The following is a 21,211-nucleotide window of genomic DNA, read 5'->3' as shown; positions in this document are numbered from 1 at the left end:
CCGCTTACTTGCCGGACACAATGGAGGCGGTGTCCATGGCGATCATCAGTTCCTCGTTGGTGGGGATCAGCAGAACCTTCACCTTGGAAGCGGCGGCGGAGATCACCGTCTCCTTGCCCCGCACGTCGTTGGCGGCCTCATCCAGCTCCACGCCCATGTACTCCAGCCCCTGGCAGACCATGCGGCGGATGGCCTTGTCGTTCTCGCCCACGCCGGCGGTGAAGATGACGGCGTCCACCCCGCCCATGGCGGCGGCGTAAGCGCCCACGTACTTCTTTACCTCATAGGCGAACTTCTCCTGGGCCAGCTCCGCCTTTTTGTCCCCCTTGGCGGCGGCGTTCTCCAGGTCCCGGAAGTCGGAGCTGACGCAGCTCAGACCCTCCACGCCGGACTTCTTGTTCAGCACGTTCAGCATCTCGTCAATGCTCAGGCCGTGCTTGTTCATCACGTACTGCAGAATGCCGGCGTCCAGGTCGCCGGAGCGGGTGCCCATGGGCAGGCCCGCCAGGGGGGTGAAGCCCATGGAGGTGTCCACGGACTTGCCGCCGTCCACCGCGGCGATGGAGGAGCCGTTGCCCAGGTGGCAGGAGATCAGCTTGACCTCCTCGGGGGCCTTGCCCAGCATGGCGGCGGCCCGGCCCGCCACGTACTTGTGGCTGGTGCCGTGGAAGCCGTAGCGGCGGACCTTGTCCTGCTCATAGTAGGCGTAGGGCAGGGCGTACATATAGGCCTTGGGAGGCATGGTCTGGTGGAAGGCGGTGTCGAACACGGCCACCATGGGCACGCCGGGCATTACCTTCTGGCAGGCGCGGATGCCGGTGAGGTTGGCGGGGTTGTGGAGAGGGGCCAGGGGGATGCAGTCCTCAATGGCTTTGAGCACCTCGTCGGTGATGAGCACGGACTTGTTGAACGCCTCGCCGCCGTGGACCACCCGGTGTCCCACGGCCTCGATCTCCTTCATGGAGCTCACCACGCCGTTTTTGCCGTCCACCAGGGCGTCCAGCACGGCCTGAATGGCCTCGGAGTGGGTGGGCATGGCCACATCCACGGCGTCCAGGGCCGCTTTGCCCTCCACCTGGGGCTTGTAAGTAAACTTGCCGTCGATGCCGATGCGCTCGCACAGGCCCTTGGCCAGCAGGTCGCCGGTCTCCGGATTCAGCAGCTGATATTTCAGAGAAGAGCTGCCCGCGTTGATTACCAGAATGTTCATTGTTCCTCGACTCCCTTTTGATCTTTTTTGTGGAAGCTCTGATTCAATCCGCGTGCGGGGATTTATTCGGAGCTTCCAAAAATACTTGCAGGATCTTCCGCATTTGGTATAATACACATATATACGACTTTATTATAGCAGGTTTTTTTTCAGTTACAACCTCTATTTTTACCGAACTGTCATTTTTTTGTCATCGTTTTGAGGTGATTTTTCTGCGGGTAACTGGTATCATTACGGAGTACAACCCCCTGCACATGGGCCATGTCCACCTCCTGCGGGAGGTCCGCCGCCTGCTGGGGCAGGACACCGCCGTGGTCTGCGCCATGAGCGGGGATTTCGTCCAGAGGGGGGACTTCGCCGTCCTCCGGCGGCAGGCCCGGGCCATGGCCGCCGTCCGCAGCGGGGCGGACCTGGTGCTGGAGCTGCCCCTGCCCTGGGCGGCGGCCCCGGCGGAGCGGTTCGCCGCCGGAGGCGTCCAGGTCCTGCTGGGCGCCGGCGTGGCGGATACCCTGGCCTTCGGCAGCGAGTGCGGCGACGGGGCGGCCCTGATGCGCCTGGCTGCGGCATTGCTGTCGGAGGAATTCCCCGCCCTGTTGAAAGCGGAGCTCCGGCAGGGGGACTCCTTCGCAGCCGCCCGCCAGCGGGCGGCGGGACGGCTGACCTCCCCGGAGGAGGCGGCTCTGCTGGCCCAGCCCAACAACACCCTGGGAGTGGAGTACTGCAAGGCTCTCCTGCGCCGCAACGCCTCCCTGGAGGTGCTGACGGTTCCCCGCCGGGGGGCCGCCCACGACCAGGAGGGCACACCGCCGGATCAGAACGCCTCCGCCGCCGCCATCCGGGCGCTGCTGCGGCAGGGGCGGCGGGAGGAGGCCCTGGGCCGCATGGCCCCCGCCATGGCGGAGGCCTACGAGGCGGAGGAGGCCGCGGGCCGGGCTCCGGTGTTTCTGGAGAACTGTGAGCGGGCCGTCCTGGCCCGGCTGCGGTCCATGGAGGAGGCGGACTTCGCCGCCCTGGACCAGGGCCGGGAGGGACTGTACCGGCGGCTGTACGGCGCAGGCCGCGCCGCCGTGTCGGTGGAGGCGCTGCTGGCGGCGGCCAAGACGAAGCGGTATCCCTACGCACGCCTGCGGCGAATGGCCCTGTGGGCCTACCTGGGCCTGCGGCCGGGGGAGTTTTTGGAGACCGTGCCCTACCTGCGGGTGCTGGCGGCCAATGAGACGGGCCGCGCCCTGCTGGCCCGGATGCGGAAGACGGCCTCCGTCCCCATCCTCACCAAGCCCGCCGCTGTGAACCGGCTGGGAAAGGAGGCCCGGGAGCTCTTCGCCCTGGAGGCACGGGCGGCGGACCTGTACGCCCTGGCCTATACGGACCTCTCCGCCGCCGGCGGCGGCAGTCTCTGGCTGGAGGGGCCTGTAATGATCTGATATAGCTGAAGCACTTGAACATCCGCAAATTGCGGATGTTCAACCAGCGGGTCTTTGGCCCGCTGGACGGGCTTTGTCCGTGTGCTTCACCCATGAAGTCAAACACACGACCGTTTACACGGTCTCCGGCGGCAGTTTTACTGCCGCCGGGCTGAAAAGAATCATTCTGATTCTTTTCAAGTGTGTTGACTATACCTCGGAAAGGGGAATGACCAATGAAAAAATGGAGTATTCTGCTGTTGATCTTCTGTCTGCTGGCAGGCTGTACCGCCGCCCCGGCGGGCCGGGAACCCGCTGAGAACGCCCCGCCCCCGGCGGCGGCGCCCGCGCCGGAGGAGGAGCCCTGCGGGTACACCGTGGAGATGGTGGAGCGGGAGGACAGCGCCGTGGACGAGGACGGCACCCTTCTGGCAACGTACCGCGTTTACATGCCGGAGCTGACCGCCTGCCGGGCCGGCGGTGCCGCCATTGAGACCGCGGAGACGGAGGCCGAGGCCCGGGCTCTGGCGGCGGCGGCGACCTTCAATGCCCAATTCGCGTCCTGGACGCTGGACGAGGGGTTCCAGGAGCTGGTGAATATGGCGCGGGAGGAGCGTGTCTGGCGGCAGGAGAGCGGCATCGACTGGGGCCATGCCTTTTTTACGGAGATGACCAGTGAGACCTACCGGACGGAGCGGCTGGTCAGCGTGGCGGGGAACTACTACAGCTACACCGGCGGCGCCCACCCCAACACTGTGCTGATGGCCTGGAACTTCGACCTGGAGACCGGGGAGTTCTTCGCCCCGGAGCAGCTGGCGGAGGACGGAGAGATCTTCTCCCAAGCGGTGTGGGAGGAGATTGTCCGCCAGATCCGCGAGAGGGCGGCGGAATATGACCTGAAGGCGGAGGAGATGTTCTGGGAGAATTACGAGGAGATTGCCGCGGGGTGGAGCAGCTACGCCGTCAGCTTTGACGAAGAGGGCATGACCGTGGCATTCTCCCCCTACGAGCTGGCGGCCTACGCCGCCGGCCCCCAGGGATTCCGCCTGTCCTATGACCTCCTGGCCCCCTATCTCAGCGATTACGGCCGGGCGATGCTGGAGCTTGAATAACGCAAAAAATCGTAGGGACAGGCCTCTGGCCCGTTGGTCCCGCCGGGAGCGCCCAGGCACCGGCAGGCGGACGGAGACAGAGACTTGTCCCCACATTTTTCTTGACATACCTTGTATCGCTATGTATAATAGACATAGAGATGCTAGGTATTGTTTCGGAGAGGAGCGAGGAAGATGCGAAAAAAACAGCAGATCGAGCACACGCCGCTGCTGGTGCTGTCATTGCTGGCGGTGGAGGATATGTACGGCTACCAGATGATCCTGGAGCTGGCCCGCCGGTCCAACCGCACCTTTGACATGAAGGAGGGCACGCTGTACCCGGTGCTCCACGGCCTGGAGCAGCAGGGCTATGTGGAGGCCTACCGCCAGGAGGCCCCCACGGGCCGGGTGCGGAAGTATTACCACCTGACGAAAAAGGGCGGCGAGGCATTGCGGACGGAGAGTGAGAGCTGGCGGCGGTACAGCGGGGCCGTGGACGCGGTGCTGCGGTCCTCCGCCCTGGGACTGGCGTGATGGACCGCTCGGAGTACTGCGCCCAGGTGCTCTCCCACCTTCGCCGCCTGTCCCGGCGGGAGCGGGAGGCCGTCCGGGCGGAGCTGGAGGAGCACATGGAGGACCACATCTGCGCCCTGCTGGACCTGGGGTATGACGCGCAGCTGGCGGAGGAGCGGACCATGGCCGCCATGGGCGACCCGGCGGAGGTGGGCCGGGAGATGGAGAAGCAGTATCCCCGGGGCTGGAATGTGGCCGCCGGCGCGGCCCTAATTCTCAGTATTTTTGTGATTTTCTCCGCCCTCTCCAGCAGTTATAACAGAAGGATGATCGGGTACGCCTGGGAGAGCGTTGTCTGCCGCGTCTCCCCGCCGGAGCCTGAGGAGATCGCCGCTGGGATGTTCTACCGCCAGGAGCCCTATATCCCTGTCTCCGGCGTCAGGGAGAAGGTGGACATCCAGCGGAACATCGGGAACGACGTGCTGTGGATCTACCGGATTACTGTGGGCGATCAGGACGGAGTGCAGACGGCGGAGGCGGCGGCCTGTATCTATGATAAAATCCCCGGCGGCCTGGTTTCGTTCCCGGCTTTCAACGAGCTCTTGGTAGAGAGCCAGCGGGGGGAGCAGCAGGTGCTTTGCCGTCAGGGCGCGCTCGCCAATCCCATGATGTGGAATCTTCTTCTGCGGGCTCCTGTCCGGCCAGGGGATGATCACATTACGCTGCGGTATGATTGGCTGGGGGAGACCGTCACCGTCGACATTCCCCTGCCAAAGGAGGGGGTGCCATGAGACGGAAAAAGAGACTGCTGACCCGGCGGCGGAGGGCCCTGCGCTGTGCCGCGGCCGCTCTGGTACTCCTGATTCTGGCGCAGACCTTTCTGCACACGGCGCTGCTGCTGCCCATCCAGGTCATCCGGCGGGTGGAGGATCAGCAGGGCGTCCAGGGGGCCCGAGTGGTCCGGCGGCAGTGGGAGCCAAAGGTCTACAACTGGACCAACCTGTTCTATCTGACGGCCAATGACGAGACCGTGCTTTTCACGAATGCTTATATAACGGCCCGTACCTGGGGCTGGGGAGGCGGACACACGGTCCTGCTGGACTGCACCGCCGAAAAGCCCATCCACGCCGCGCAGAAGCTCATCTCCGAGGACACCGGTCCAGGCAAGGATTACCACTGCTACGGTATCCACTATTTCTTCTTTGGCCGGGTAGATGATCCCTCCATTGAGACGGCGGAGATCCGGCTCCAGGTAAATCCCGGTTATGAGGGAGCGGCAGTGGAGAATGTCAGTCTGGGGTATCTCCAGCTCACGGTCCCCATCTTTCAGAGGAATGGCTGCCGGTACTTCCTTGCACACCACTATGTGGCGGAAGTGGGCCTTCTCCGGGACGGCGGGAACCACGTGATTGGAAAAGACCGGGAGGGAAACACGGTGACAACCCTCCAGATCGAAGAGACCAGCTACGCCAGTACCAGCGTTGTGAAGGGACCTCCCAAGACGGCAGAAGAGCGTACATAGCGACACCCCCGCGCCCACCGGGCGCGGGGGTGTTTTGTCAGTGTTTCTCCAGCAGCTGACGAAGAATGTTCCGACTGAACGATTCCAGCCGCTCCTCAATCCCCGGCAGCTTTACCGCCGTTCCAGCGTCGTTGGCGGTCTCCAGCAGGGCAAACCGGGGCGGCAGCCAGAAGCCCTTGTTCATATTCATGGCGGACACCACCTGGCTGGCCACGATGTCCCCTCCGGAGTACCCCGAGACCACGACGGCAAACACCGCTGTGTCCGCAAAGGGCGCGGCCCGGTACAGGGCCGTCAGGCGGTTGATCGCCGCGGAGAGGTTGGCGGGCAGGGCGTCGTTGTAGTTGGGGCAGAGCAGCACCACGCCGTCCGCCGCCCGGATGGCGGGGTACACCTCCTCCACCATGACGCCGCCGTAGAAGCAGTCCCCCCGCTCCCCGAAGTGGAGGCAAGCGGTGTAGGGGCACCCGGCGCAGTCCGCCAGGGCACCGTTGCGAAGGCCGATCTCCGTGATCTCACAGGCCCCCTCCAGCCGCTCCCGGCACCGGCTCCACAGGGCCAGGGTGTTGGAGGTGCGGCGGCTGGAGGCATGGAGCACCAGGATTTTCGGCCGCTGCCGCCGGGGCGGGGCGAAGTCCAGCACCCGCGCCGCCAGGTTCGCCGCCGCCCGCCGGTAGGCCTCCTCCAGGGAGCACCCGGCGTTTTTTGCCTGAACGGTGAAGTTTTGCAGGTCCCCCGCGGCCTCCACCAGGGGACGGCCCGGGAAGGCGCACCCCGCGAGATTCGCCGCCAGCGCCAGCTCCCGCCCGGCGGACTTGGTGTATAGGTCCCCTGCCCCGTCGATGAGCACGCCGCCCACGCACCCCCGGAGGCAGTCCGGATGGGTGCGGAGATGGGCCAGCAGGCTGTAAAACTCACGGTTCACGCCGCTGCCGTCCAGGGGCGCGGCGAAGAGGACCCGGCGGTTTTCCAGGGGTCCTTCCAGCCGGGACCGCACCTGGACCCGGCGGCCCTCCCGGGCGGCGGACAGCGCCGCGCCCAGCCGTCCGCCAGGGCGGCCCGCGTGGAGGATCAGCAGCTCGCCCTCCATGAAGACACCTCCTCCCGGCTCAGCCGGGGACATAGTACGAGCAGCACACCGGCGCATCCCACAGGGCCCGGCAGAGAAACGATACCGCCAGGGTTGGCAGCAGCCAATACCCGGTTTTCCGCCTCCGGCTCACGACGCCGCCTCCGGCGAGAGGGCCCGCAGCGCCGCCTCTGTCTCCCGCAGGCGGGCAAAGAGCGGGTCCGGCATCTCCAGCGTCTCAATCTCCAGCCCCCGGGCCGTAAAGCGGTTCTTACAGCCGAACCACACGCCCCCCAGGGGCACGGAGCCGCAGTGCCACTCCCCCCGCAGGCTCAGCAGCAGCTGCATGGCCCCGGAGGACACGGCGGGGGCCACGTAGGGCTTAAACCCCAGCTCCCGGATGCGGAGATTGGCCTCCAGGGTCAGGCGGGTCAGCTCCCGGGAGAGCTTATCATCGTAGCGCTCCAGGCCGTTGGCGATCACCAGCCCCTTGCCGTGGGGGCCGAAGCTGCGGCCCTCAGTGAGGAAGGCGGCAAACCGGGGGTCCTTTTTCGCGAAGTACGCCGTCCGGGCGTTCATCACCCCCAGGCCAAAGCCCTGCACCTGCTCGGGGAGAAGGCCCAGGCCGTCCCAATTGCCGCCTTCATCCCGGTTGGAGGCCCGCCAGGCCGCCACACACAGCTGGTCCACCGGGTCGCTGAGGACGATGAAGAGCCCCCAGAAGTCCGCCGCCCGGGCCTGCCGGGCAAACCGCTCCGCAAGGGGCCGGTTGGCCTCCAGCTGGGCCATGCGCACGTCCTGTACGCCGCTGTCCACCGGCGGGATGGCCCTGGCGGCGGCGAAGATGAATACGTCGCAGTCAAAGAGCCGCTCCGGCGGCACGGACTCCACCTCTGGCAGCGCGTCATAGTCCCAGGGCCAGGAAATCTGGCCCATCTCCGTGACCCACCGGGCCACGGTGTTCTCGCTGAGGTCGCAGATGCCGACGGAGGAGACCACATCGCCGCCCAGCAGTTTCAGCGCCGTCAGCAGCGTGCCCCCCACGTCCCCCACCGCCAGCAGGTGGACCCGCTTTTTTTCGGGCCTGGGGGCGGTAAAGTCCAGGGCCCGCCGCCAGCGGGGATGCCGGAGGTTCACGCCGGTGAGGCGGCCTGCCGCAATGGCGGCGGAGACGGCCTCCGGCAGCTCCGGCCTGTCCCCCATCCGCCGGGGGTCCAGCCAGGTCACATCCGCGCGCTCCGCCGTCAGCTGGCGGGGGTCCGTCACGCGCCAGGCGGCGGGGCGCAGAGCGGGGTCCCCGCGGACCAAAAACAGCTCTGGCGCCCCCGGCTCCGCCGGGGGAAGGGGCAGCTCCGGCGCATACGAGGCGGCCGTTTTTTCGTTGACGGTGTACCAGTACATAGCTCTTTAATCTCCCATCTTTGCCCTTATTCCAGCAGCTCCCGCATCCGCAGCAGCATCTTCAAATCGTTTTGCAGGCACATGGAGGCCGGCAGGCTGGCGTCGTAGAGCAGGCAGTTCCCCTTGTCCGGACTCAGGGGCAGGATCACCGCCTCGCTGAGGCGGGAGAGGGTCAGGTTCCTTGCGTACCGCTCCCGGTAGGCCGACTCCAGCGCCAGCAGAATGTCCCGGCTGTTGGTCAGGCAGGCCATGGAGAAGGCGAACACCGCCTCCCGGCCGCACTCCTTGTAAAATTTCGGGAAGGCGTAGGGCAGAATCAGGTTCACTGCCGGGGTCAGCCCCGGCACGGATGCCCGGGCCCCGCCCACGGTGTCGCCGCCGATGAAGGGGTACATGGTGGACTCCACAAACCAGGCCCGCATGTTGGGGATGTAATAGACGCTGTCCACCTCCCGGCCCCGGGCGGCCATCAGGTCACGGCCCCGGCCGGAGAGGAGACCCACCACACAGCACTCGACGTCCACGCCCTCCCGTCGGAACAGGGGGTCCAGGACCTGGATGCGGTTGCCGGAGTGAATCAGATCGTCCACCAGCATCACGGGCCGGCGGAAGGAGCGGATGGTGCGGATCTGGCTCTCCAGCGGCGCGTAGCCAGGGAATGCCTCAATGGTGAAGGACTTGAGATCCGGGGCGAAGACCTTGTCGGTGTGGACGGTCTTGGTGACGGTATTGGGCACGGCGCTGCCCCGCAGGATCTTGCCGAAGGGCACGCACATCTTGGGTCCCAGCACCCGGGGCGACGTGGGCTCGGCGGGCACGCCGTTGAGCTCCGTCAGCTTCCCCACCAGCCGGTGGTAGATGACCTCGGCGTTGAGGGACAGCACCAGCGCCCCGGGATACAGCCCGCAGATGGCCCGCTGAAGCTGGTGGTGGGCCTTTCGGATGGCCGTGAGCACCTGGGGATCGGAGGAAAAGGGCTCTTTCAGCGTAGTGGGAATGTTCTGGAGCAGTACCGCCGGGGAGCGCATGTCCACCAGCAGCAGCGGCCGCTCCGCCGTGCCGGCGATGGGGACAAATCCCTGCCGGGCCAGCAGGTCCAGCAGCTCCTCCCCGGCGGCGGGGCCGTACCAGGCGGCGTAGCCGCAGTCCTCGCCCATGGCCTGGGACAGGGCCTCCGTCAAGAGAAGCTGGCCTGCGTCGTAGCTGCGGCCGGGAATTCGGGCCAGGCACAGGCCCGTCAGCAGGCGGACCCGCCCTGCCGCACGGCAGCGCACCGCGTCAGCCAGGTCCTCGTCGCCGAAGGCGCCGTACAGGTCCCGGTCGCTGACAGTCCGCAGGGTCAAAAAGCCCAGAATCCGCGCTCCGGAGTCCATGCGGCGCAGGAGGAGAACGCTGTCCCGGGGGTCCGGCTCCGGGAGGGGACGGCGCTCCGCCGCGGCCATGGCGCGGAGCTCCTCCCACAAGGCGGCGTCCGGGCATTCCGCTTGCTCTATGCGCAGGAAGCCTGCCCGGATGATCTGCTTGTACTGGGGCTCCCGCAGGTACAGGCTGTTGCGGTAGATATAGTCCTGCACCGAGGGCTCGATGAGGTTGGAGATGTCCCGCCCCAGGTCGATGTTCTCCCGGATGCGGGTGGAGCTGATGTCCTCCAGATGGGTGGGCAGCTGGAGCTGCAACACATCCCCCAGGATGCAGGAGAGGTCCGCGTCGATCTCCCGGCCCTCGGCGTCGCTGGAGCGGCGGAAGACAATGTGGTTCAAATGGTGGACGGAGCCGGGAGCGGGCGGGGCCTTGTAGGAGGAGGCGCCCGCCACCACGTCGGACCCCACCGCCAGGTACAGCGCCTGCCCGGCGAACACCTGCCGCAGCCGCTCCAGGTCGGCGGGGGTGGCCAGGTTCACCGGGATGTCATGGGGGAAGAGGTACACGTCGAACTCGTCCGCCACGGACATACTGACGATCTGCCGCCGGATCAGGGAGGGCTGGGCCTTCTTGGACCAGGAGAACTCGTCCACCGCCAGATACACCTCGAATCCCAGGTCCCGAATGGCCTGAACAATGCCCTTGTGGCTGAGGGAGAAGGGGTCGAAGGTGCCGGGGAAGAAGGCGGCCTTGTCCGGGATCTCAAATTGGAAGGGCCCGCTCTGGATCTTGTGGAGAACGATGAAGCGGTAGATGTGGGAGAGGGACGCCGCGGTGTAGAAGAAGGTCAGCTCCTCCTCCGGCTGTTCGCCGATGAGGAACAGCAGCTTTTTGCTGATTAAGGTGAAAAGAGCGGTCTTCTCGTCGTAGCCCAGGGCCCGGGAGGCGAACAGGCTGCCCAGGATGTGGAGGGCCTCCTGCCGCACCGCCTCCCGCCGGTCCGCCAGGCCCTTGAGGAGGAGCCCCGCCATCCGCCGGCGGCGGGCGCTGTCCCCCTCGCCGAAGCGGCCGGCGTAGACGGTGTAGTGCTCCAGCATGGCACCCACGGTGGACAGGGCCGCCGCCACCACGTCGGTGTTGGGGGAGGAGAGGAGGGCGGCCATCTGAACCACCACCTCGTCCAGCTCCCGGGGCGTCAGCCACAGGACAAACTGGCCCAGGTACTCCGGGATGTACTTGGAGATCTCCGCCTGCCCTGTCTCCAGTGCCTTGGACATCTCCACGGCGATCTCGTTGCGCCGGTCCGGCGTCAGCACCGGGGCGATGGACAGCAGGGCCGCCCCCGCCATCCGCCGCACCACCACGTGCTCGCTGACCTTGATGAGGTTGGAGAAATGGGTGGCGATGTGAAGGGCGTTGGTCCCGCCGTCCCGCTCCACCTGGTCCAGCAGGTACTCCACGCCGGCAGCCTTTAAGATCCAGGGCGTGGCGGTCTTGAGATTGTCCAGGGATACGGCGCTGGCGGTGCCGGGACGGCCCAGCAGGGCCTTTTTGGAGGAGAGGTCCAGTCCCAGCCGCGTTCCCAGCTGGACCTGGAGGAACAGCAGCGGCGCGCTGGCGGCGCAGTCCGCCGCCTCCACGGCGGCGGCAATGACCTGCCGCTCCTCCGCCGTCTCCGGCAGGAAGCTCAAAAGGTGCCGGAACAGCCGCAGGGCGGCGGCCTTCTGGGGCGCCTCGCCCCGGTCCAGCCACCAGGCGGCAAAGGCGGTCAGGGTGCCATAGGCCCCGGGGTCCGCCCGCTCCAGGGGGGCGTTCATCACGGCGTCCATTAGAACAAAGGCCTCGTCCGGCTCCGCCGCGGCGGGGTCCTGGTACTGGCGCAGCAGCTCCGCGGCAAAGCGGGGGGCGTCCTTGTCGGAGCACTCCCCCAGCAGCGCGTCCACGGCGGTCTTGGCCTGGTAGCGGATCATGCTGGTCTGGCGGGGGGTCAGGCGGCGGTCCGGGTGAATCAGTTTTTCCAGATACTCCGCCCACAGCTGGAAGGGCCGCTCCTCCAGGGGGTCCGGGGCTGCCCCGGCGGGCAGCTCCTTTTTATAGCCGGAGAGGAAGCCCGCCAGCACTTTTCCGATGAGGGCGGCGGCGTGCCGGCGGATGTCGCCGTCCGCCGACAGCAGCAGCTCATAGAGGAAGTCCAGGGTCTGCTCCTTCTGGCCCACGCTCCAGTAGGTGAAATACTCTTCGAAGATGGACACATAGGCCCGCAGCCGTCCGGCGTCCTTTTCGCTGCGGGCGGCCTCCAGCGTGGCCAGGAACAGGTGCTCCCGGCTCAGGCGGTGCATCAGGCGGATATTGTGGTCCACGGCGGTGTAGCGCAGGTAGTACACCACCTCGTCCGGGGAGGCCAGGGCCGCGTCCCGCCGGAGGACCGGGGGCACGCCGGGGGTCTCCAGGGTGGTGTCCACGCCGAAGTAGGTCAGGTACTCCTCAAAGTCCCGCAGCTTTGCGTAGACGAACTGGTACCGCCGCCGCTTGGCGTCGTCCACGTTGTCCAGCTTGTCTAAAATCACGTCAAAGGCGTCCTTTAAGGAGAAGAGCTCCGCGATCTCCCCGCCGTCCGCCCCCCGGGACTGCTTCACCCGAAAGTCGGCGTACACCAGCACCAGCGATTCCGAGGACAGGTTCTCGATCTCCAGGTCCCACACGGAGTGGTTGGCGGCGATGTGGCCGATGGAGGCGAGGCCCCGCCGGGTACACCACTGGTCGGTGTAGTAGTAGTGAAGGTAGGGCACCCGCTCCCCGGGCCTGCAGCCGAACTTGCCGATGTCGTGGGCGGCGGCGGCGCCGCTCATGAGCCCCAGGTCGATCCGTCCGCCCCCGGCCTTGAAGGCCCGGGCCACGGTCATGGCGGCGTGGTGGACGCCGGCGATGTGCTCCAGGGTCTTGAAGGGCGTCGCCTCCCGGCCCAGGCGCAGCAGCTCGTAGACGTACTCCATCCGCAGGCGCTTTTGGAAGAGGCGGTACTCCGCCGCGACGGCGCTGCCGGAGAGCTCCTCCTCCGTGCAGAAGGCGAAGTCCAGCCAGGGGTCGAAGGGCAGGGCCTGCCGCTCGGCGTCAAAGAGCACCTGGAGGAACTGGAGGAAGCACAGCGCCCCGTCCCACTGGGCGGAGGTGTGAGCCCCGTCCGCCCGGGGGTAGAGCAGGGACAGCGCCACCTGGTAGGCGCAGCGGAGCCAGCCCTCCTCCGGCTCCGGAGCCAGGGCGTCCAGCACCGGGCGGAAGGAGGCCAGCGCCTGGGCGCAGGTCAGCCGCTCCCGGATGGGGAGCAGGGGGGCGAGCATGGCCTTCCAGTCGGCGGCGCCGAAGATCCGGCGGATGTCCTTGCGGGTGAACCCCAGTTTTTTCAAAAACGCCCGGTCGTTGAAGGTCTCGACGAGCCGGATGCGCAGGGCCTTGTCCTGATCCATCGTGTTTGCTCCTTTCCGCCCGCGGGGAGGTGGATTGATGGTTCCCATTATACCGCATCCGGCGGCGGGAGGGAAGCGGAAATTTTGGCGGCTGGCTTGAAACAAAGATGAAAGCTATGTTAAAATTGGGACTGTCATTCATCGGAGGAGGTATCGGGGAATGGATATGACGGAGTTTCAATGGACAAGACAGCCGCAGAGCTGGAAAATCGAAAACGGCAGGGTGGAAATCGTCACCAGGCCGCATACCGATCTGTGGCAGCGGACATATTATCATTTTCAAAATGACAACGCGCCAGTGTTTCAAGCGGAGACGGATAATCCGTATTTCAGCTTTGTTGTAAAGACAGAATTTGCGGACAGCTGCCATCGGTTTGACCAGTGCGGCATTGTGATGTATCTTGACAGTGAAAATTGGCTGAAGGCATCCGTGGAGTATGAAAACGGGGACTATCAGCACCTGGGCAGCGTTGTGACCAACGAGGGGTATTCTGACTGGGCGACCACTGTGATGGATGCCTCCATAAAATCCATGTGGTATCGTTTTAGCCGCCGGGGCGATGATTACCGTGTGGAATGCTCTCTGGACGGCATGCAGTTTGACCAGATGCGGGTCTGCCATATGCGGAAAGGGGCCGGGAAAATCCGGTTCGGCATTTATGCCTGCTCGCCGGAAGCGTCTTCTTTCAAAGCGGTATTTTCCAATATGCAGATGATGGAATGCCAATGGAAGGCCCACGACGGACAGCCGCCGGATTCAAACTGAACATACAAAAGGCCGCCCCAAGGGGCGGCCTTTTGTATGTTCACTCATTAAAATGTACGTGGTTGAAGATGTGCTCCTGGCAGAAGCAGTGGTACCCCTGGCAGCGGGAGCAGTACCGGAACTCCAGGTCCGGCCACTCCGTGTCGGTCCGTCCGCAGACGGCGCACTTGTGGCGGTAGCCCCGCTCCTCCTCCCGCTTTTTCTGCTGCCGGGCGGCGGCCTTGAACTGGATGGTCTGGTGGGAGGTCTGGTGTTTCGCCCACCCCCGCCGCCAGGCGATCTCGTCGGTGATGTTGGTCCAGAAAAATACGATGAAGTTCAAAATGGCGATGACGGGAAGCAGGGCGCCCAGGAGGTTCCCGCCCAGCAGGCTCAGCAGGACCTGGAGGGCGAAGTAGGCCGCGTCGATCCAGGCCAGCCACTTCACCTTCACCGGGATGATGAAGAAGATCAGGAACCGGGTGTCCGGATACAGCATGGCAAAGGCGAAAAACATGGAGAGGTTGATGTAATGCGCCCCGGCGATGCGGGCGCTGCCGGAGACCAGTCCCATGACGGCGCCGACGACGACTGTCAAAACCACGCCGGAGATGTAGTACAGGCTGAACTTTGCCGTGCCCCACTCCCGCTCCAGCGTGGTGCCGATCATGTAGTAGAGGTGGAGAAAGAACACCAGCCAGATGGCCTGGTTCAGGCTGTAGTAGCCCGGAAAGAAGATGAAGGTCACAAGCCGCCAGATCTCCCCGCGGGTGACGGCGTGCCAGTCAAAGGTCAGGAAGCTGACGGCCCCGTACCCGGCGAACACGGTCAGCAGGTACACGATCACATTGCCGACGACCACGTACATCATCAGATTGGGGATGCCGAAATTGGGGTGGCTGTACGCAAAGCGGTCCACCGCGCGGTTGAGCTTTTTCAAAGGGAATCCCTCCAGAAGGTAAAATTCGGAAAAGCACACAGAGTAATAAATTATTATACCCCATTTCCGGCGAAAAGTCATGTATAATTTTTGAACGTTGTCAAAAAGCGGTTTTTTCTAAAAAATCCAGAAAAGGGTCCTTGACAAATCCCCGGGAGCTGACTACAATGAGTAATGACAATTTCATAATCCCTTATCAAGAGTGGCGGAGGGACCGGCCCTGCGAAGCCACGGCAACCTGTTCTTCAAGGTGCCAAATCCGGCGGATACCGACAGATGAGGAGCGGAAAGATTTTTTCGCGCGTTTCGCCTGTCGAAACGCGCGTTTTTTCTGCCTCCGCGACAAATCAGAAAAGGAGACGAACACAATGGCAAGACACTACTTATTCACTTCCGAGTCCGTGACCGAGGGACATCCCGACAAGATCTGCGACCAGATCTCCGACGCCGTGCTGGACGCCATCCTGGCACAGGACCCCCAGGGCCGCGTGGCCTGCGAGACCACGGCCTGCACCGGTCTCATCCACGTCATGGGCGAGATTACCACCAAGTGCTTTGTGGACATCGACAAAATCGCCCGGGAGGTGGTCCGGGACATCGGCTACGACCGGGGCAAGTACGGCTTTGACTGCGACACCTGCGCCGTCATCACCTCCGTGGACGAGCAGTCCCCGGACATCGCCATGGGCGTGGACAAGTCCCTGGAGAACAAGAACGGCGAGGACAGCGAGCTGGGCCACGGCGCCGGCGACCAGGGCATGATGTTCGGCTACGCCTGTGACGAGACGCCGGAGCTGATGCCCCTGCCCCTGTCCCTGTCCCAGAAGCTTTGCAAGCAGATGACCCTGGTGCGCAAGACCGGGATTCTCCCCTACATGCGGCCCGACGGCAAGAGCCAGGTGACCGTGGAGTACGATGAGAACAACCGCCCCGTCCGGGTGGACACCGTGGTCATCTCCACCCAGCACAACCCCGACGTCACCCTGGAGCAGATCCGCCGGGATATGATCGAGCAGGTGGTGAAGGTGGTCATCCCCGCCGATATGCTGGACGAGAACACCAAGTACTATGTCAACCCCACCGGCCGCTTCGTCAAGGGCGGCCCGGCGGCGGACGCCGGCCTCACGGGCCGGAAGATCATCGTAGATACCTACGGCGGCAGCGCCCCCCACGGCGGCGGCTGCTTCTCCGGCAAGGACCCCACCAAGGTGGACCGCTCCGCGGCCTATGCCGCCCGGTGGGTGGCCAAGAACATCGTGGCCGCCGGCCTCGCCCGCCGCTGCCAGGTGGAGCTGGCCTACGCCATCGGCGTGGCGCAGCCGGTGAGCATCCTGGTGGATACCTTCGGCACCGGCGCCGTGGACGACGGCAAACTGGAGGAGGCCGTCCGCAAGGTGTTTGACCTGCGGCCCACCGCCATCATCCGGGACCTGGACCTGCGCAGGCCCATCTACCGCAAGCTGGCGGCCTACGGCCACATGGGCCGAGAGGACCTGGGCGTGACCTGGGAGAAGACTGACCGGGCCGAGGCCCTGAAGGCCGCCGCGGGCGTGTAAAAAACACGCAGGGCGCTCTGTAAGACACAGAGCGCCCTCTTTCCAAATCAGGAGGTCCTGTTATGAAGAAGCGCCTGCAGACCCTGGGGAGAGCGTTGGCTCTCTTCTGCGGCGGTGCGGCGGGGCTTTTGGGCCTGCTGGCGGTGAAGGCGGCGCTGGCCATCCTTCTCTGCGGGGCGCTGCTTCTGGGGCTTCTCCACGGCTGCCTGTATGACCACGGCCTGCCCCACAGCCGCCGGGAGGTTCTGGCCTACCTCCAGACCCTCTGCCCCGGGGAGGACGTCTCCGCGGCCCGGAAACACTACGAGGCGCCGGACCCGGACCACACCGCCCCCCTCCGGGTCTGGGACTGCTGGTTTGACGATATGCCGGAGATGGTATTCCAGGTGACAAGCGGCTGGTACGCCCCCTCCGCCATACCCATCCCGGCGGGCTATGAGCTCTCCGACAACCTCAACGCCTCCCTCTGGGCCTACTACGCGCCCCGGTACCAGGGTCCTCTGGACACCTGGGACGATGATCTTGAAATGACCTTTTCCGACATGGAGGAGGTCCGCCGGGCAGCAAAACAGCTGGAGGACTTCTGCGCCTGGTACGGCGCGCAGCCCCATACCCGGTACTTCCCTGCGGTGGCCTGCGGCTTCACCGGCGGTCCCCTGCCCCTGGGCTCCATGGAGGACCGGGCCTGGATTCGCTGTACTACGGCGGAGGGACTGGCGGACCCCGGCGAGGTTTACCGGAACATAGTGGGCCGGTGCGGCTATATGCTGGCATATTACTATGCCTTTTACAACCTCCCCTGCCCCGGCTATACCCCGGAGGAGCAGGAGGCCTTTGCCGAAAAGACCTGGCTCTGGTATGAAAACCGCAGGACGCACTACCCCTATGCCGTGGTTCTGCGGAACGACTCCCCGGAGAACGCCGCCCTCTACCCCGACCTGCCCCGGACGGAGAAGTCCGAGACCACCCGCCTGGGAGAGGGGCTGCCCATCTACCTGGACTTTCGCTCCTGGCAGATCCGCTTCCAGGGCATCGGAATGCACTATGGCAAGCTCAGTTACGGCGGTCTCTACCAGCTCCTCTCCCGCCTGGGCCGGGACCCGGAGGGAACGCCGGAGCACTTCACCGCCGAAAGCGTCTTCGGCCAGCGGCGCTATGAATTCTCCTATGACTTCCAGGACGAAGCAGGCTGGTACTATCTCCTGGATGGCCAGGCCTGTTATCTGGATGAGAAGCTCCCAGCGCTCCGGGTCAACGCCAGACTCATCGAGGATCTGACAGGGCTTTGGTTTCAATATTCATGAGGCTTATAGTCAACACATTCGAAAAGAATCAGAACGATTCTTTCAACCTGGCGGCAGTTCCGCTGCCACCAGGGACCTTGTAAGCGGTTGTGTGTTTGACTTTATAGGTGAAGCACACGGACAAAGCCCGTCCAGCGGGTCAACGACCCGCTGGTTGAACATCCGCATCAAGTGCTTCAACTATATCATTGATGAACGGGGCCCCGGATTTCCGGGGCCCCGCCCTTTGTACGCAGGAAATGGCGAGGGCGCTCCCGCTGCAGAAGGCGCGGGGCCTCGTGAAAAAGGTTTGACGCAAAACGTTCTTCCTTTTACCCTCCGTGCCGATAAACGCCTATCAATTTCTCGCTCCGCTAAAATAACGAATGGGCGGTTATTCACCGCGGATGACCGGCAGGCAGGTGCAAATTGTTCTCTTTCCTTTTTTGGAATATACGGCCCTTTTGCCTTTTGCGTTGATGGAGCCGGGCATTGGCAATTTCACGAGTCGCAGCTTGAAACGAAAGATTGGTTTCGCTGCAAGAATCATAAATTAAGATTTGCGGAGGACTTATGAAAAATGTATTATTAAGTGCAGATAGTGGGATAAGTGTATTCAGTGTTCCAGATAAAGTGGCAGATAACCTTGAAAAATACTGCATAGAGTTCTGTTGTCATTGGTTGCATGAAAGTCCCGATGCTGCAGGATATCGTGTTAAAATGGGCAGCACGGTGGGTGTATGTTATTCTGAAAAAGATTTTATAGATTATTTGAATCAGTACATTTGTGATGAACAGTCAATGCTGATTGCGACACTTGCCGATGTGTTTGGAGAAGATAGCCTGCCTAAAGAATATATCGGGCTGCCATATTTCAATTTCTAACGACCTCCCATTTTTCGGGTGGTTACTCATTATGGATAACTGTTCTCAGTCATTTTGATGAAAAAAATTTATATGCCTTGATCAACACGAAAGGTAAAAGGGAAGAATATACCGTTGTACTGATTGAGACGCTTAATATTAGGCCTTGTTTGAAAAAAGTCAAAACGCCCAAACGGCGGATCTTTATCCGCCACTCTGCGTTAAATTTTCTTGCCGGGCGTCAGCCCGCCTGCAAAAATTTGCCTGGATTGACGGAAAAATCTCTTGCCGTTGGGCATTCCGCCATTTTTCAAACAAGGCCTAGAGCAGTTTCCCAAAACACCGGGAAAAGTTCAGCGGTCCGGGAATTGCATGACTGCGTTGCCGTCCTCGCTTCCTTTTTTCTCATTATTTTCGGGAACTGCTCTAGGATATGCAATAGAGATAAACTATACCGCAAACCACATCGCAGACATACGGCGGCAAACCGCCTGCCACAAGGCCAGAACTCTTATCTGTCCGTCCGGTAGCTCTCCAGAAACATGGGCGTCACGCTGTCGGTGTAGGCCACCAGGGAGTACTCCCCGCCGCAGAGGCACCAGTCGTATAAGAGGGCCCGCTCCCACAGGGCGTAGGCCTTTACAATGTCGTTCACGGTCCGGTCTGTCCGCAGCTGCCCCGCCTGCTGGCCCTCGGCGATGATCCGCCGCAGCAGCTTGAAATAGGTGCGGTTCCGGTCCAGCAGGTGCTTCTCCCCCCGGGCCAGCAGCTGTGTGGACAGCAGCCGGGCCAGCAGGTCCATGGACACGCCGCCGTCGATCATGGCGAAGAGCTCGTGATTCAGGTACGCCAGCTTCTCCATGGCGTCCAGAGCGGGGTCCATGACCTGCATCAGCTGCTCGTACTTCTCGTCAAACACGTTGGCCAGCGTCCCCAAAAGAGCGTCCTTGCCGTCGAAATAGTGGTAGAAAGACCCCTTGGAGGTCTCCGACTCAAAGACGATGTCCTCCACGGTGGTCTCCTCGTAGCCCTGCTCGTAGAACAGCTTCCAGGCCGCGGAGATGATCCGCCCCTTGGTGTTCCTGGTATTTTTTCTCGGCATAGGCGCGCCCCCCTCTCTTTGCTCCAGCATACCACATCCCGGAGCAATGCGCAAATCAAAATACTCTACGGAGCGTAGATTGCTTTTTCATAGAGGCATCCTGTATAATAGCTCCGCCGGACAGATCCCGCCGCCGTGCCGCCGATGCCCTTGCAGGGCCGGGAGCGCAAAAGCGGGGAGAGCGGATTGGGAAATCAAAAGGAGGCGCGGCATATGGACCACACCAAGATCGGAGGACTGATCCGCCGCCTGCGGCAGGAGCGGGGAATGACCCAGCGCCAGCTGGCGGAGCGGATGGGCATCAGCGACAAGACTGTCAGCAAATGGGAGCGGGGCATGGGCTGTCCCGACCTGTCCCTCCTGCCGGATCTGTCCGATATTTTTCACGTCGGCCTGGACCAGCTCCTCACCGGGGAGCTGGACGCCCGGGAGGCGTTAGGAGGAAACATGAAAAGAACAGCGTTCTATATCTGCCCGGACTGCGGCAACGTGGTCGCCGCCATGGCGGACGCCGCCGTCTCCTGCTGCGGCAAGCGGCTGGAGGCGTCCCAGCCCCAAAAGGCAGAGGGAGAGGACCGCCTCACCGTGGAGACGGTGGAAAACGACCTCTTCATCACATCCGACCACCCCATGTCCAAGGACCACTACATCACCTTCGCGGCCCTGCTGACCGGGGACAGCCTCATACTCCGCAAGCAGTACCCGGAGTGGGGCCTCCAGGTACGGCTCCCCGCCGTCGGCCATGGCCGTCTGCTGTGGTACTGCTCCCGGCACGGCCTCTTCTGCCAGCCGGTTTAACTGAAGGACCAGACGAAATTTACGCCGCTCCGCCCGCTCTCCATTCATTGAACGGCCGGGAGCGAGGCATCCAAACTCCCTGTTCCCATCCGCGGAAAAAGCTGGTATAATGCAGAGGAAATCCCATCACGAAAGGACTGTTTTTATGAACCGTTCCGCACTGGTCACCGGCTCCTCCCGGGGCATCGGCCGGGCCGTCGTTCTGGAACTGGCCCGGCAGGGCTGGTCCGTCTGCGTCAACTATCTGGAGCACCGGGAGGCCGCGGAGGAGACCGTGTCCCTCCTCCGCACTGAGGGCCGGACGGCCATGGCCTTCCGGGCCGACGTCGCAAACCGCGCCGCCGTGAGCGAGATGGTTCGCGCCGCCTCGGAGACCCTGGGCCCCGTGGAGCTGCTGGTGAACAACGCCGGCGTGGCGGGCCAGTGCCTGTTCCAGGACATCACGGACGAGCTGTGGGAGCGGTACCTGGACGTAAACCTGGGGGGCGCCCGGAACGCCATTCAGGCCGTCCTGCCCCACATGATCTCGGAGAAGCGGGGGTGCATTGTCAACATCTCCTCCATCTGGGGTCTCCGGGGAGCCTCCTGCGAGACGGCCTACGCCTGCACCAAGGCGGCCCTCATCGGCCTGACCCGCTCCCTGGCCCTGGAGCTGGCCCCCTCCGGCATCCGGGTGAACTGCGTGGCCCCCGGCGTCATCGACACGGACATGGTGCAGGTCCTGGGGCGGGAGACCCTGCGGGATCTGGCGGAGCAGACGCCCCTGGGCCGCCTGGGCACGCCGGAGGACGTGGCCCACGCCGTGGCTTTTTTCGCCTCGGAGGGCGCCTCCTTCGTCACGGGACAGGTGCTCTCCGCCGACGGCGGCTTCATTGTCTGAGCGTGCAT

Annotated in this window: 18 protein-coding genes and 1 riboswitch; of the genes, 12 read left to right on the top strand and 6 right to left on the bottom strand. The window is 63.8% G+C overall.

Annotation, left to right across the window (positions count from 1 at the left end; genetic code table 11):
• Positions 1-4 precede the first annotated feature (4 nt).
• Entirely contained in the window at positions 5-1,210 is a 1,206-nt protein-coding gene (locus C816_RS07250; RefSeq protein ID WP_016321742.1) for an acetate/propionate family kinase, read from the bottom strand.
• 203 nt (positions 1,211-1,413) lie between these two features.
• On the opposite strand from C816_RS07250, the gene C816_RS07245 reads away from it, so the two are divergent.
• The 5 genes from C816_RS07245 to C816_RS07225 all read left to right on the top strand — a co-directional run bounded on the left by C816_RS07245 (position 1,414) and on the right by C816_RS07225 (position 5,739).
• The gene (locus C816_RS07245; RefSeq protein ID WP_016321741.1) at positions 1,414-2,634 is read left to right on the top strand and encodes a tRNA(Met) cytidine acetate ligase; all 1,221 of its coding nucleotides are present in this window, start codon (positions 1,414-1,416) and stop codon (positions 2,632-2,634) included.
• 215 nt (positions 2,635-2,849) lie between these two features.
• Positions 2,850-3,725: a DUF3298 and DUF4163 domain-containing protein gene (locus C816_RS07240; protein ID WP_016321740.1), complete on the top strand. Its 876-nt coding sequence runs from the start codon at positions 2,850-2,852 to the stop codon at positions 3,723-3,725.
• Between the two features lie 174 nt (positions 3,726-3,899).
• Positions 3,900-4,238 (top strand): PadR family transcriptional regulator, encoded by a 339-nt coding sequence (locus tag C816_RS07235; RefSeq protein ID WP_016321739.1) that lies wholly within the window; start codon positions 3,900-3,902, stop codon positions 4,236-4,238.
• Positions 4,238-5,008, top strand: coding sequence for a permease prefix domain 1-containing protein (locus C816_RS07230; RefSeq protein WP_016321738.1), 771 nt, complete (start codon positions 4,238-4,240; stop codon positions 5,006-5,008). The genes C816_RS07235 and C816_RS07230 overlap by 1 nt, the downstream gene beginning before the upstream one ends.
• Positions 5,005-5,739: a hypothetical protein gene (locus tag C816_RS07225; RefSeq protein ID WP_016321737.1), complete on the top strand. Its 735-nt coding sequence runs from the start codon at positions 5,005-5,007 to the stop codon at positions 5,737-5,739. Before C816_RS07230 ends, C816_RS07225 begins: the two co-directional genes overlap by 4 nt.
• A gap of 37 nt (positions 5,740-5,776) precedes the next feature.
• On the opposite strand, the gene C816_RS07220 is transcribed toward C816_RS07225, so the two are convergent.
• The 3 genes from C816_RS07220 to C816_RS07210 form a co-directional block, all read right to left on the bottom strand.
• Positions 5,777-6,829: an NAD(P)H-dependent oxidoreductase gene (locus C816_RS07220; protein ID WP_016321736.1), complete on the bottom strand. Its 1,053-nt coding sequence runs from the start codon at positions 6,827-6,829 to the stop codon at positions 5,777-5,779.
• Positions 6,830-6,958: 129 nt separating this feature from the next.
• The gene (locus tag C816_RS07215) at positions 6,959-8,209 is read right to left on the bottom strand and encodes a Rossmann-fold NAD(P)-binding domain-containing protein (RefSeq protein WP_016321735.1); all 1,251 of its coding nucleotides are present in this window, start codon (positions 8,207-8,209) and stop codon (positions 6,959-6,961) included.
• Between the two features lie 26 nt (positions 8,210-8,235).
• On the bottom strand, positions 8,236-13,035 hold the full coding sequence (locus C816_RS07210; RefSeq protein ID WP_016321734.1) for a nicotinate-nicotinamide nucleotide adenylyltransferase: 4,800 nt from the start codon (positions 13,033-13,035) through the stop codon (positions 8,236-8,238).
• A gap of 160 nt (positions 13,036-13,195) precedes the next feature.
• Between C816_RS07210 and C816_RS07205 the strand changes: the two genes are divergently transcribed.
• Positions 13,196-13,801, top strand: coding sequence for a DUF1349 domain-containing protein (locus C816_RS07205; RefSeq protein ID WP_016321733.1), 606 nt, complete (start codon positions 13,196-13,198; stop codon positions 13,799-13,801).
• 40 nt (positions 13,802-13,841) lie between these two features.
• Here C816_RS07205 and C816_RS07200 read toward each other — a convergent pair whose 3' ends face one another.
• Positions 13,842-14,720, bottom strand: a complete 879-nt coding sequence (locus C816_RS07200) for a hypothetical protein (RefSeq protein ID WP_016321732.1) — start codon at positions 14,718-14,720, stop codon at positions 13,842-13,844.
• A gap of 190 nt (positions 14,721-14,910) precedes the next feature.
• A riboswitch (SAM riboswitch) is annotated at positions 14,911-15,003 on the top strand.
• A gap of 85 nt (positions 15,004-15,088) precedes the next feature.
• Here C816_RS07200 and metK point away from each other — a divergent pair.
• From metK to C816_RS23525, 4 genes are all read left to right on the top strand, one after another.
• Complete coding sequence (gene metK / locus C816_RS07195; protein ID WP_016321731.1) at positions 15,089-16,276, top strand: methionine adenosyltransferase; 1,188 nt, start codon at positions 15,089-15,091, stop codon at positions 16,274-16,276.
• Positions 16,277-16,338: 62 nt separating this feature from the next.
• The gene (locus tag C816_RS07190) at positions 16,339-17,580 is read left to right on the top strand and encodes a hypothetical protein (RefSeq protein WP_016321730.1); all 1,242 of its coding nucleotides are present in this window, start codon (positions 16,339-16,341) and stop codon (positions 17,578-17,580) included.
• 226 nt (positions 17,581-17,806) lie between these two features.
• Positions 17,807-18,136 (top strand): hypothetical protein, encoded by a 330-nt coding sequence (locus C816_RS24490; protein WP_207636901.1) that lies wholly within the window; start codon positions 17,807-17,809, stop codon positions 18,134-18,136.
• On the top strand, positions 18,133-18,444 hold the full coding sequence (locus C816_RS23525) for a hypothetical protein (RefSeq protein ID WP_016321729.1): 312 nt from the start codon (positions 18,133-18,135) through the stop codon (positions 18,442-18,444). Before C816_RS24490 ends, C816_RS23525 begins: the two co-directional genes overlap by 4 nt.
• A gap of 490 nt (positions 18,445-18,934) precedes the next feature.
• On the opposite strand, the gene C816_RS07185 is transcribed toward C816_RS23525, so the two are convergent.
• The gene (locus C816_RS07185; RefSeq protein WP_016321728.1) at positions 18,935-19,525 is read right to left on the bottom strand and encodes a TetR/AcrR family transcriptional regulator; all 591 of its coding nucleotides are present in this window, start codon (positions 19,523-19,525) and stop codon (positions 18,935-18,937) included.
• A gap of 213 nt (positions 19,526-19,738) precedes the next feature.
• Between C816_RS07185 and C816_RS07180 the strand changes: the two genes are divergently transcribed.
• The gene (locus C816_RS07180; RefSeq protein WP_016321727.1) at positions 19,739-20,323 is read left to right on the top strand and encodes a helix-turn-helix domain-containing protein; all 585 of its coding nucleotides are present in this window, start codon (positions 19,739-19,741) and stop codon (positions 20,321-20,323) included.
• Positions 20,324-20,468: 145 nt separating this feature from the next.
• Positions 20,469-21,203: an elongation factor P 5-aminopentanone reductase gene (ymfI, locus tag C816_RS07175; RefSeq protein WP_016321726.1), complete on the top strand. Its 735-nt coding sequence runs from the start codon at positions 20,469-20,471 to the stop codon at positions 21,201-21,203.
• Positions 21,204-21,211 lie beyond the last annotated feature (8 nt).

The sequence above is a fragment of the Oscillibacter sp. 1-3 genome (assembly GCF_000403435.2).
Lineage (GTDB): Bacteria > Bacillota > Clostridia > Oscillospirales > Oscillospiraceae > Oscillibacter.
The sequence above is the reverse complement of the archived record's forward strand: the minus strand, read 5'-3'. Positions and strand labels throughout refer to the sequence as shown.

Excerpts from the sequence above, each read along its gene's own strand:
- C816_RS07250 (WP_016321742.1), bottom strand. The coding sequence starts at position 1,210 with ATGAACATTCTGGTAATCAACGCGGGCAGCTCTTCTCTGAAATATCAG.
- C816_RS07240 (WP_016321740.1), top strand. The coding sequence starts at position 2,850 with ATGAAAAAATGGAGTATTCTGCTGTTGATCTTCTGTCTGCTGGCAGGC.
- C816_RS07235 (WP_016321739.1), top strand. The coding sequence starts at position 3,900 with ATGCGAAAAAAACAGCAGATCGAGCACACGCCGCTGCTGGTGCTGTCA.
- C816_RS07230 (WP_016321738.1), top strand. The coding sequence starts at position 4,238 with ATGGACCGCTCGGAGTACTGCGCCCAGGTGCTCTCCCACCTTCGCCGC.
- C816_RS07225 (WP_016321737.1), top strand. The coding sequence starts at position 5,005 with ATGAGACGGAAAAAGAGACTGCTGACCCGGCGGCGGAGGGCCCTGCGC.
- C816_RS07220 (WP_016321736.1), bottom strand. The coding sequence starts at position 6,829 with ATGGAGGGCGAGCTGCTGATCCTCCACGCGGGCCGCCCTGGCGGACGG.
- C816_RS07215 (WP_016321735.1), bottom strand. The coding sequence starts at position 8,209 with ATGTACTGGTACACCGTCAACGAAAAAACGGCCGCCTCGTATGCGCCG.
- C816_RS07210 (WP_016321734.1), bottom strand. The coding sequence starts at position 13,035 with ATGGATCAGGACAAGGCCCTGCGCATCCGGCTCGTCGAGACCTTCAAC.
- C816_RS07205 (WP_016321733.1), top strand. The coding sequence starts at position 13,196 with ATGGATATGACGGAGTTTCAATGGACAAGACAGCCGCAGAGCTGGAAA.
- metK (WP_016321731.1), top strand. The coding sequence starts at position 15,089 with ATGGCAAGACACTACTTATTCACTTCCGAGTCCGTGACCGAGGGACAT.
- C816_RS07190 (WP_016321730.1), top strand. The coding sequence starts at position 16,339 with ATGAAGAAGCGCCTGCAGACCCTGGGGAGAGCGTTGGCTCTCTTCTGC.
- C816_RS23525 (WP_016321729.1), top strand. The coding sequence starts at position 18,133 with ATGAAAAATGTATTATTAAGTGCAGATAGTGGGATAAGTGTATTCAGT.
- C816_RS07185 (WP_016321728.1), bottom strand. The coding sequence starts at position 19,525 with ATGCCGAGAAAAAATACCAGGAACACCAAGGGGCGGATCATCTCCGCG.
- C816_RS07180 (WP_016321727.1), top strand. The coding sequence starts at position 19,739 with ATGGACCACACCAAGATCGGAGGACTGATCCGCCGCCTGCGGCAGGAG.
- ymfI (WP_016321726.1), top strand. The coding sequence starts at position 20,469 with ATGAACCGTTCCGCACTGGTCACCGGCTCCTCCCGGGGCATCGGCCGG.